7 protein-coding genes are annotated in these 12466 nt (G+C 39.7%); 6 read left to right on the plus strand and 1 reads right to left on the minus strand.

Features of this window, described 5'->3' with window-relative positions:
* Window positions 1–87 precede the first annotated feature (87 nt).
* From AACU25_RS29080 to AACU25_RS29100, 5 genes are all read left to right on the plus strand, one after another.
* Window positions 88–2337, plus strand: coding sequence for a zinc metalloprotease HtpX (locus AACU25_RS29080; RefSeq protein WP_096581622.1), 2250 nt, complete (start codon window positions 88–90; stop codon window positions 2335–2337).
* Window positions 2338–2974: 637 nt separating this feature from the next.
* Window positions 2975–3478, plus strand: a complete 504-nt coding sequence (locus AACU25_RS29085; RefSeq protein ID WP_096581624.1) for an RNA recognition motif domain-containing protein — start codon at window positions 2975–2977, stop codon at window positions 3476–3478.
* A gap of 609 nt (window positions 3479–4087) precedes the next feature.
* Window positions 4088–5953: a response regulator gene (locus AACU25_RS29090; protein ID WP_096581626.1), complete on the plus strand. Its 1866-nt coding sequence runs from the start codon at window positions 4088–4090 to the stop codon at window positions 5951–5953.
* Between the two features lie 13 nt (window positions 5954–5966).
* On the plus strand, window positions 5967–6347 hold the full coding sequence (locus AACU25_RS29095; RefSeq protein ID WP_096581628.1) for a response regulator: 381 nt from the start codon (window positions 5967–5969) through the stop codon (window positions 6345–6347).
* A 704-nt stretch (window positions 6348–7051) separates the two neighbouring features.
* The gene (locus AACU25_RS29100) at window positions 7052–7429 is read left to right on the plus strand and encodes a response regulator (RefSeq protein ID WP_045868100.1); all 378 of its coding nucleotides are present in this window, start codon (window positions 7052–7054) and stop codon (window positions 7427–7429) included.
* 300 nt (window positions 7430–7729) lie between these two features.
* On the opposite strand, the gene AACU25_RS29105 is transcribed toward AACU25_RS29100, so the two are convergent.
* Window positions 7730–11950: a PAS domain-containing protein gene (locus AACU25_RS29105; RefSeq protein ID WP_096581632.1), complete on the minus strand. Its 4221-nt coding sequence runs from the start codon at window positions 11948–11950 to the stop codon at window positions 7730–7732.
* Window positions 11951–11959: 9 nt separating this feature from the next.
* Between AACU25_RS29105 and AACU25_RS29110 the strand changes: the two genes are divergently transcribed.
* Window positions 11960–12088: a hypothetical protein gene (locus AACU25_RS29110; protein ID WP_321206737.1), complete on the plus strand. Its 129-nt coding sequence runs from the start codon at window positions 11960–11962 to the stop codon at window positions 12086–12088.
* Window positions 12089–12466 lie beyond the last annotated feature (378 nt).

Raw genomic sequence — 12466 nt, forward strand, 5'->3', positions numbered from 1 at the left:
CGCAAGCTATTAGCTGGGGAATCTAAACATTATGCGCTTGAGCATAAACGTGGATCAGTTAGAACAGATGGGAGTGCCAGAAATTCTATGCCTTCACATGCCGAATCGTCTTTGGAGGCTGGTTTAGTTGCTCTAAAACAGGGAAATTATCCCACAGCGATCGCTCACCTGGAACCTGTGGCCAATAGCCAGAAAGATGGCAAAACTGGCTTACAGGCGCAGGTGGGCTTGGTTATGGCTTATGCACGTAGTGGCCAAGTCCCCAAAGCGATCGCTGTGTGTAACAATCTGATTGTGAGTCCAAATCCGCAGGTTCAAGAGTGGGCAGAACGCGCTCTTGAACATTTAAAAAAGCACCAACAACGTAAAAAGACTTCATCCAAAAATTCTGCAACTGGATTTGTTGCTTTTGATAATGCTCATAAACCAGATGCTGCGCCTGTAAATACTGCATCACCACAGCAGACCAAAAATTCAGGGGTGAAAGCCACGAATAATGCGGGCACTACATCAACTTTACCAGCCAGTAGTATTAAAAATACCAATGTAGACACCATGATGGGAGGCAATTATATTGGTTCTCTCCATCGCCCACAACCTAAATTATTCACTATCTATTGGCGACACGCAGGCCGGGCAAAAGTTTGGCAACCCCTACATAAGCTAAATTTAATTCCTTTAAAATTACTGGCTACTGGCACATTTTTCGCTCTATTTTGGGTGATGCGAGAAATGCTGAAGCTGGTAATGGGTTTAATAAATCAGATTTTAGTTAAACTACCTTATTTAGAGCCTTGGCAATTGTTATATCGCGATCCAACAGTAGTTGTCATGGCGGTATTAGTAATTGCACTGGCTTTATCACCTTGGTTGCTAGATCGGTTACTCACAAATTTTTATGGACAGCAAGAATTACCCAAAGAGCAATTAAATAATCGCAGTCGGGAAGCAATTCGGGTATTACAACGTTCTTGTCAACAGAAAGGCTGGCCATTTCCTAAACTGCGAATTTTGCCAATGGCTGCCCCTATTGCTCTCACCTATGGTAATTTAGCTCGCAATGCCCGGATAGTGATCAGTCAAGGGCTATTAGATCAACTAGCTGATGATGAAATCGCCGTTATTTACGCCACGCAGTTAGGGCATATCATTCACAAAGATTTTATGGTGATGTCTCTGATATTGTTGGTGAGCGTGATTGTTCACAGAATATATCAGAGTATATCGGAGTGGGGCAACAGCATCTCATCGGCATTTGGGCGCTGGCCTGCTAGAGTCTTAGCTAGTCTTACCTATGGCGTTTGGTGCTTACTGACTGGGATAGCTTTATGGTTGTCGAAGTTGCGGCTTTATTATAGCGATCGCGCCGCCTCGGAAATTACTGGTAATCCCAATGCTTTAACCCGCGCCTTATTGAAAATTGCCATTGGTGTAGCTGGTGATATTTCCCAAAAAGAACAAACTAGTTGGCAGTTAGAAAGCTTGAATCTGGTAGCACCTGTGAGTTATCAGCAAAGTATTTCTTTAGGTAGTCTAGCTGGTCAAGTTCCTTTTACATCATTATTGATGTGGGATAATTTTAATCCCCATCGTCACTGGTTCACTATTAATAATAGTCATCCTTTAATAGGCGATCGCATTCAACGCCTGAGTAAAATTGCCCGTCACTGGCATTTAGAACCAGAACTACATCTGATCAACGAGCAATCCCTCAGACCGAAAAAGCATCCTTTCTTCTTACAAATTGCTCCTTGGTTGGGTATTCCCTTCGGTTTTTTGTTTGCAGGCTTAATCTGGTTAGTTTGGCAGATAGCATTTGCACTCAAAATTTTAAACCTCAAATGGATCTATGAAGATTGGTCTTTTGTCTCAGGTTGCTTATTGATTGGCTTTAGCATCGGTATGGTGATCCGCATGAATTCTTTCTTCCCGGATATCCAACCTCAAGCTTTACAAACTGATGATCGTCTACCCAGCCTGTTAGCTAACCCCTCAGCTATCCCCATCGATAGTATCAATGTGTGCCTTGCAGGTAAGCTCTTAGGCCGTCCAGGAATCAGCAATTCTCTTGCACAAGACTTAATTTTGCAAACCAACACCGGGTTAGTGAAATTGCACCACATCCCCTGGCTGGGACAATCCATAAATCCTCAAGACTTCATTGGTAGACAAATTACAGTTACAGGCTGGTTCCGGCGCGGCGCAACCCCCTGGATTGATATCCAAACTATGCAAACCCAAAACGGTCAAACCGTTAATAGCGCTCATCCCATTTGGTCTACAGTCATCGCAGTAGCCGCCCAAGCATGGGGCGCTTTTATTTTCCTTAGAGGCTAGGAGCCAGAGACGGGGAAGCAGAGGGGACAAATGCCCCATGTCCCATGCCCAAAAATGTTACAAAAATTTGCAATTCTCACCAGCAGGTGTTACATTTATTTACATAAACATTTCTAATCCACATAACTCGGCACTCCAGCTTAGTTATTCATCACCAACGCTTGCGCCAATCTATCTTTGTTATTCTCCCAACACAGCAGTAAATCAACCAGCCATCGGCTGGTTTTTGTTTCCTAATATTTACCTGTTGAGAAAAAATTGTATTTTATGTTACGATTCGATTACACGAATATGCCAGAAATGTGTGCGCTGAACTAGCTACGTAGAAAATACCGTGATAATGTAAGGGATGGTGTTTAATTCTGCGAACAGGGGCACAAGAAAACGTTTACTTTAGCAGACAGTAAACTATTAAATTTACAATTCTTATAACTAAGGTGGTATTTAATTGAGCTTCGTTTGCTCTTTGGCATTAAACAAGCTTGACCCCGACGAAAAATTGTATTGTATAGGTTGACAGTTTTGAGTAAAAAAATTGGTTTATGGCAGTCTTGGGAAATAGCATATATTTGAAAGCCAAAGCCAAGTGATTGTTTTCTCATTTTGCCTTGTTCATTCAACTCTGGAGGTATAGTTCATGTCTGTTCGCCTATATATAGGCAATTTGCCAAAAGAAGAAATAGATCGTCAAGAACTACAAGCAGTTTTTGCGGCTGAAGGTGATGCTGTCACCACAAAATTAATTAAAGACCGAAAAACAGGCAAATGCCGTGGCTTCGGCTTTCTCACAGTGAATAATGATGAACAAGCAGATCAAATTATTGAAAAGTATAATGGTCAATTGTTCAAAGACACTGCCATCAAGTTAGAGAAGGCATTACCACGCACTAAGGGCGATGAAGGTGACGAGCAAGCACCCAAAGCTCCACAAAGTGCTGGTAGCAGTAATCCTGTTCCTGTTACCCAAAAAGAAGGTAACCGTCGCGACAAATCTTCTAAGAAGTCTCGACGTGGTGGTGCTGCTAGTGGCGGACGCGAAACGACTACAACATCTGACTCAGATGCTATTCGTCCAGATCCCCGTTGGGCTTCTGAATTAGAAAAGCTGAAGCAGATGCTAGCTGCACAAACTACAAATTAATCTTGATGCGAAAGCAATTAAAAATTAAAAATCAGAATTTTTTTTGATTTTTAATTTTTAATTTTTTACTTACTGGAAACCCAGGACAGGAAATTTACAAGACCATATAGCAAGTTGTCTGTAAAGCAACTAAATTTACCTTTTCTAGAATATAGTTGAGGTTTTTGTTATTGGTATGTATATTTTTGTATGGAGTCCAGTTTTGTTTTAAATGAGTATTAAATGTTTTTATCTCCTGTTAATTATTAATTATTGGGAATTATCTGATCACAAGTGTAAAAGCTGAGAATACTAAATTTTTGGACTTTTGTACAAACGCGATTAATCGTTTCTCTGCAACTTTTGACTGCCAAAGCCTCCGTACTAGTCCCTATTTTCAATCCAGTCTCCATCCGCACCATTACAGAAAACGAATCAATTTTTGTGTTCCCACTGTTGATAATTTTGTGATAATAAATCATAAAAAATCATAAAAACTACTGTGGCATTGGGAATAATATCCTTAGCAGACCATCCTCAGAGATTTTTTTGCAATGCCGAGTAGGAAACTAAGGCATTGAACAGCAAAAGTGAATACCTGAGTTATGGATAAGGTGGGGAAAAAATTGTGTGAAAATTCTTTTAATAGAAGATGACAAGCAGACAAATTTAGTCTTAGCGAAAGCTCTTTCGACTCTCAATTACCAAATAGAGACCACTAACGATGGTGAAACTGGGTTAGAGTTAGCGAAGGCATTTGATTATGACTTGCTGATTTTGGATGTGATGCTACCAAAATTGGACGGGATTAGTCTTTGTCGCCAACTCCGCTTGGAAGGATCTGAAGTACCCATTCTGATGCTGACTGCTAAGGACGATATTAGTATGCGCGTCATGGGTTTAGAGGCGGGTGCAGATGATTATATTAACAAACCGTTTGAGCTATCAGAGCTAATCGCTAGAATTCGAGCTTTAATGCGACGAGGCAAGACAATTATTGCTAAGGTGCTAGTCTGGGAGAGTTTAGAGCTTGATATTAACATCAAAGAAGTCACCTATGCTGGCAAGCGTCTACACCTTACCCCTAAAGAGTATGGTCTGTTAGAACTTTTTTTGCAAAATCCGCGCCGCATATTTAGTAGAAGTGTTTTATTAGATAGAATTTGGTCTGCTGATGAGTTTCCTGGAGAAGAAGCGGTGACAACCCAAATTAAGGGTTTGCGCCAGAAGCTAAAAGCAGCAGGAATGACTGCAGATTTCATAGAAACAGTATATGGTTTAGGTTATCGGCTGAAAGAACCGGAAAATCTGCCGCAAAAGCCAAATCTTCCCAGTAAGAATTTGTCAGAGAAAGAGCAAGCCGAAGCCAAAGTCATGGCTGTAGTGGCAAATATGCGGGAAGAGTTTCTCAAAAGTTTTAGCGAAAAGTTTGACTTATTAGAACAAGCGATCGCCCAATTATCAAGTGTAACTCCAGATAAGCGGATATTAAAACAAGCGCAGGCAGAAGCTCACCGTTTAGCTGGTTCTTTAGGATGTTACGGTTTTCTAGAAGGTTCCAAAATAGCGCGTGAAATAGAACAGCTGCTAGAACGATATACTGTTCCCTACCAGAGAATAGCTTTGCAGTTGGTAGAGTTACTGAAATTACTCAAACAAACATTGCAGCAACAGCCATCTTCACCAGTGAACCCTGCTAATGCTCAAATTACATCATCAGCACACCTGCTGATTGTGGATGACGATACGACGCTGACGGAACGTATTAAACTAGAAGCTATATCCTGGGGTTTTAATGTAGATTTAGCAGTAGATATCAAAACAGCGAGAACCATACTTTCCTTAAATTCAGTCGAAGTTATCTTACTGGATTTGTCATTTCCTGCTAAAGAAGAGAATGGTTTAACTTTTCTCGCGGAACTAAGCCAGACGCATCCAGAGATTCCTGTTTTAGTCTTGACTACTAATAATCAATTACAAAACAGGATAGAAGCTGCTCGTTTAGGCGCACAAAGCTTTTTAAATAAAACCATGTCTGCTGTGGAGGTTTTAAGCGCTATTAATATAGTGCTTAATCAACAAACTGCTACAGATGCAAAAGTTTTAGTTGTAGATGACGATCCGCTCATACTCAAAAAGGTGACTACTTTGCTCTCACCTTGGGGATTACAAGTTACACCATTACAAGAGTCCCAAAGATTTTGGGAAGTATTAGAATCCACTAAACCCGATCTTTTAATTTTAGACATTGAGATGCCAGATTTTAATGGTATAGAATTATGCCAAATAATCCGGAACGATCATTTTTGGCATCGCTTACCAATTTTGTTTCTCTCTGCCCATTTTGAACCGGAAATACTTTATCAAGTTTATTTAGTTGGAGCCGACGACTACATCAGAAAACCAATTGTAGAACCTGAATTAATTGCTCGGATTTTGAATCGGCTAGAACGGACACATCTGAGCAAAAAATTGTTACATAAATATTACCAGTAGCCAGGGTGATGCTATGTCAAAAAAACGCATTTTAGTCATTGATGATGAAAAAAATCTCTGTACAGTGATTAAAGCTTGTTTAGAAAATATTGGACGTTGGCAAGTCCTAGTGGCACAATCTGGTACTGAAGGTCTAGCTGTAGCTAAAAGTGAACATCCAGATGCAATTTTGTTAGATGTTATGATGCCAGATATCAATGGAATGTTGCTTTTTCAAAGGCTACAAGAAAATTTAACCACTAATAATATACCCGTAATTTTACTAACAGCTAAAGTACAAACAGTAGATTTAAAGGAATTTTCCCAATTGTCAATTGCAGGAGTGATTTCTAAACCGTTTGATCCTTTGCGTTTATCAGAATTGGTTGCAAACACTCTGGGGTGGCAATTTTAGGGCTACAAGTCTGAATTCGTCCTGCAAATATGCAACGCCGGAAATTGAAATAATTAATCTGCAAATTAAATGTGTTTTAGCTTAACAGTAAAATAGAGAACAGAGAACAAGGTCTTTGAATTGTAGAGAATTTTGGTAAAAATTCCGTCGAGGTTCTTCACTCGCGCTATCAATGAGAGCTAGGCAATTATATGATGAGTTATGCACCAAGCTTTAGCCCCTAGCCCTATTCGCTAGTTGCTAGTATGTATTTTCCAGAGATGCTACTCGTGAGAATGCGATTTATTTTTTATTTTTCACCAAATAAAATACCTCATAATTTCCTCATATTTATTTTTTAGTCTAGTTGGTAAGTTTAGCTAGAAAAAGGTAAATAATGGGAAGATAAAAGAATAGTTTGGCTGACTATTTATCTTCTTTGTGGCTGGTTAAAGATCAGCCGATACGCGCTTAGATAATCTATTCTTCGATTCAAATTTTCCTTGCTTTAGAGGAGTCAGTACCCATAGCGATCGCATCGCAACTTCTACCCCTATGGGGAAGCAAGCTAGGCGTTGCATCACCTATGGGAGAGGTGGCTGGTGTTTTAATGTCCAATCTAGTGTTTGGATGAGGACTCTTAACAACTCAATGGCGAAATCTAGGATTAACTGTGTAATCGCGTATCTATGGTATTTCGATACTGAAAATTAGCATCTGTAAATATGTCCAGAAAACGTATTCTTTTGATTGATGATGAAAAATCTCTGTCCACAGTGATTCAAGCCTGTCTTGAAAACTTAGCCGATTGGACAGTACTAAAAGCTGAATCTGGTAGGGAAGGCTTACTGAAAGCCCAAACTGAAAAGCTAAATGCTATTTTGCTTGATGTTATGATGCCAGATTTAGATGGATTTACTGTGTTACAAGAGTTAAAAAAGAATCCTGTAACTCAAAGTATTCCAGTTATGTTGATCACTGCTAAAGTGGAACCTACTAAGCATGAACAATATGCCCAGTTAGGAATTGCAGGTGTGATTAATAAACCTTTTGATCCTTTACGGCTGGCGGAACAGGTAGCAGGTATTTTGGGTTGGAATTAAGAGGATTTTGGATTTGAGATTAAATATCCTAATCATTAAATACTTCTATAAATTTCCCACAATACTACCTATTTGAATTCAGCATTAGATGAGCGATATTGTAATATACCAGCTAATCCCTACGGGGAATTCAAAATTCAAAATTAAGGAAATTCAGGGAGAAAATTTTAATTATGAGCAAAAATATAAATTGAGAATAAGATGTGTTCATACTGAAGATATGGTACCTGTAATTGTTGATTTTGCATCGGTGCAGTGCTTGGCGACAACACATCTTAAATGTATTTATTAATATATAGGTTATACTTCTGGTTTAGGAATTGTGAAATAAAAAATACTCCCTTCACCTAAAACACTTTCTGCCCAAATTGTGCCACCATGTTGTTGTACAATACCACGACAAATAGCTAATCCTAAACCTGTGCCACCTTTTTGGCGGGAATCGCTGGCATCAACTTGTTGAAAGCGGCCAAAAATAGTGTCTAACATATCATGAGGTATGCCTCGACCTTGGTCTTGAACTTTAAATACAGTGCGATCGCTCAAATCTTCGACACTCAGCGTGACTGTACTATTAGCTGGGGAAAATTTGATGGCATTGCCAATTAAGTTCAGCAGGGTTTGCATAATGCGATCGGGGTCTACGCATATCTGAATAGAGGTTAGCCACATCTCTAATGCCACATTATTAGCTGTAGCTAAAGGCTGTAAAGCTTCTACAGATTGGCGTATCAGTGTAGCAGCATCACACCGCTGCTTAACAAGAGAAAATTTGTTAGATTCTAAATGTTCTAAATCTAAAATATCATTTACTAAACGTACTAAACGTTCCGTATCGCTGTAAGCAATATCTAACATTTGTTGAGCAGTTGCTGGTTGCGTTTGCAATACTCCCGAAGAGAGCAAACCTAAAGCACCGCGAATAGATGCTAAAGGTGTTCGCAATTCATGGCTCACAATTGAGATAAATTCATTTTTCATTTTCTCAATTGCTCGACTTTCAGTAATATCTTCGATTGTGCCAACATACCCTATAATTTCATGAGGAGAAGAGATAATGGGGACAATAGTGATGCGTAAAAAGCGCAATGTAGAATCAGAGCGAATGTAACGTACCTCTGTACAAAACTCCTGACTTGCTGTTGCTAACTCCTGCCACTGTGACCAGAATACTGCTAAATCTTCTGGATGAATATACTGTAACCAGTGGTCACCAAATGATTCTTCTAAACTTAATCCGCAAATTGCTTGAAAGCGGGGATTTGTATAGATATTTGTGCCCAGAGTATCGCTTCTAAAAATACCCACAGGTGCAGAATCGCTGAGAGTCCGAAATAAAGTTTCGCTTTGCCGCATGGCTTCTTCAGCTAGTTTCAGACTGCTAACATCAATGCTGACACCAATAACCACCCAAGTATCAGTTTCTTCTTGGCGAACAGAAGAATAAGTGGTGGAAATCCAGCGAACAACACCATCTTTGTGACGGAATCTATACTCTATAGAGTTAGTACCTTCAGCAATACTTCGCTGAAACCGAGCATACATAACTTGTTTTCGGTCTTCTGGAAGTACCCGTGAAATCCACAGCTTTTTATCTGCTAAAATTTCTGCAGGAGAATAACCAAAAATTATTTCGCTAGCAGCAGACTGATATTCATATTCCCATTCTTGATTAGCAGAGATCCGAAAGCTAAATATAGAAGCACTAGCTGTAGAGAGAATATTTTGCAATCGTTTTTCCGAAGCTTGCAGTGCTAGTTCTAAGCGTTTGCGATCGCTAATATCAATGCTTACTCCCGTGACAATCCAACAATCAGCCGCTTCGTCTCGATGGGAGGAGTAAGTTGCAGAAATCCACCGCAGAGACCCATCTTTGTGATGAAACCGATACTCAATAGTACTAGTGCGTTCCCGCAATATTTCCTCAAACAGTGGATATAAAACTTGTTCTCTATCTTCTGCAAATACCTGTGACATCCACATCTGTTTGTCAGATACAATTTCTGCCGGAGTATAGCCAAACAAAGCTTCACTACCTATAGACTGATATTCATATTCCCAGTCGTAATTTGCAAAGACACGAAAACTGACAATGGAAGCGTTTGCTGTAGTGAGAATATTATTTAATCGGCTCTCGGAAGCTTGCAGCGCTAGTTCTAAAAGTTTGCGATCGCTAATATTGGTGCTGCTACCAACGATCCGATATACACATGAATTTTCGTCAACTAAAGGAGTTAAACTAGTGATCCACCAAGTATCTTGTCCGGAGATTGGTAAACATTCCTCATAGGTAACAGTCTCTCTGGCAGCCACACAGGCTTGATAATGCTGGCGCACTAATAATGCAACTTCTGGTGGTAGTAACTTATCTAAAGTTTTGCCTTGGATGTCTGAAGCACTAATCCCTGTTAACCGTTCATAGGCTGGGTTGATATCCACAAAGCGAATTTCACCATCTGCCAAAACATCCACTACAAAAATACATTGTTCAACACCGTTATAAATACTGCTTAAAAATTCTTCCTTTTTCTGTAAGCTTTGTTGTGCTAAGAAACTTTCTGTAATATCTTGAGCGGTTCCATAAAGCCGAATTACTTGCCCATCAGTATTAAAATCGGCGTGTCCTGTGCCTTCAATGTAGCGGATAGAGCCATCAGGACGGGGATTGCGTTTTAGTATGAGCTTATATGATTCACCAGTGGTAATTGTGGTTTCAACGGCTTTGTGTAACCTTTCTGCATCTTGTGGCTGATAAATTTGCAGGTTTTCATCATAGCTAGGTTCTAGTAGTGCTGGATCTCGGTTTAAAATATGGAAAAGCTCTTCCGTCCAAGTAATTTTTTGTGTAGCTAAATCATATTCCCAGTTGCCGATTTGAGCTACCCGTTGAGCTTCTGTAAGTAGAGCCGTACTTTTACGTAGTCTTTCTTCTATTAATTTCTGTTCGGTAATATCTAGTCGAATACCATCCCAACAAATCCGCCCATCATCTAAACGCCGAGGGGTTGAGCAGAGACGTATCCAACGAATATCTTTCTGCGGGGTATATTCTCGCACCTGAACATCAAAGACTGACATTGTTTGGGCAGATTCCTCTTGTTTCTGGCTGACGTAAAGCTGATACTCTGGTAGCAAGTTGTTATAAAGTAAGCTGGAATCTGCTAAAACGGCTGTGGGATGGAATCCATTTGTAGTTTCCACACCAGCACTAATATAGTAGAAGCGATAACTACCATCCCTTTCGCGGATGATTTGGTAAATATAACTATGGGGAATGTTATCTCCAATAGCTCTTAAAAAAGATTCCCGTTCATGTAAAGCTTGTTCGGCGCGTTTGCGATTGCTCACATCACGGTGAATTCCCGCCATCCGTAAAGCTTGAGCATTTTTATCTCGACTCACAACTTTGCCATAGTTAGCAATCCATTTCCACCCTTCCGATTTAGTTCGCATTCGATATTCAAAAGTGTAGGGAATGGAACTATCCATCAGGTGAGATTGTAATACATCCATTACCCAAGGACGGTCTTCTGGATGTAGCAATTGCTCCCAAGTAGTGACATCACCAGCTAGTTCATCAGCGGCATAGCCCAGCATTTCACACCAAAGAGGGCTGAGATAAAGATATCCTGTAATAATGTTCCAATCCCAAACCCCTTCTCCAGATGCTTCTAAGGCTAGCTGCAAGCGTTCTTCACTGGTGCGTAAGGCTTCTTCGGTTTGTTTGCGCTGAGTGATATCTGTTTTAACACTCATTACCTGCCAGCATTGGCTACTTTCATCCCACTCAGAACTAAAAGTATCGCAAATCCAGCAAATTGAGCCATCTTTGTGGCTGAAGGGATACTCGATGGTAAAAATTTCCTCACTCGTAATTGCATCTTGTATGTGATGCAAAATTACATCCTTGTCGTCTGGTAATAGCCTAGAAGCCCAAAGGTGAGGATCTGCTAAGAATTCATCAGGAGAATATCCTAAAATGCTTTGACAGCTAGGAGAGATATATTCACAGCGGAATTCTGGCGCGGATAGTAGCCGAATTCTACTAATAATTGTTCTCGTGCTGCTCAGAATGACATCAAGCTGAGTTTGGTAATTTGGTTGAGTTTGTGCAACTTGTTCACGATGCTCAATTTCTTGAAGCAATGCTGCTTGCATATTCGCAAGTGCGATCGCACCTACTAATTTTCCCTCTTTGTCTAAAACTGGTAGGTAGGAAATCTGCTGCTGTTTCAGCAGTTGCAATATCTTAAATACATTGCCTAACTCAGATTCCTGAATAGTAATGACGTTTGCAGTCATCACATCTGATAAAGTCGCCACACTCAAATTCACACCAGATGCGATCGCCTTGATTAAATCTCCTTGAGTAAAAATTCCCAGCAGCTGGTTTTGCTCCACAACCAAGACATAGCTACTGTTTTCTTGGTTCATAACTTGAACTGCCAACTCAACTGATGTATTCAGCGCTAGCGTTAGCGGACACTTTTGCAGAAATTGAGTTTGGGAGAGTGGCTGCATAAACTTGAGATGACAATTTATCTTACCTATGTCTTATTACAGATAACTGCGATCGCACAACAGCTCAAGACTAGGCTAGATATTTCTCTACTTTACTCGCAATTTCTGGTTTTTGGCTTGCTTAATAGCTTCTTATAGGTACCGCTACACTCATGATTAATCAACAAGTGAATCCTATTGCTGAGTTGTGGAATTGCTCAAATCACCCGTAAACAAATTTTCTGCGGCTTTTGCTCAAGAAGTTTGAAATATAAGTATATCCTATAGCTTCTATAAGCTTTTTTTGTTCTTAATATTTAGCAACATGAACCTTTGCTATAAGCTGCAAATTGTTGATGTTTGTAAATGCTGTATCTTATGTAACAAAAAAATATGTATCTTTTTAAGAGTATAAGAAAATACAATGTATTTATTTTGGTATATTCTCTGAGGGAAAACACTAAAGTAATAAAATTATTGATTAATCAGACTTTTGGCAGCTAAAATCAAATATTTATATATAGTTAACAAGCGTTT

The sequence above is a fragment of the Tolypothrix tenuis PCC 7101 genome (assembly GCF_963874875.1).
Taxonomy (GTDB): Bacteria; Cyanobacteriota; Cyanobacteriia; order Cyanobacteriales; family Nostocaceae; genus Aulosira; species Aulosira tenue.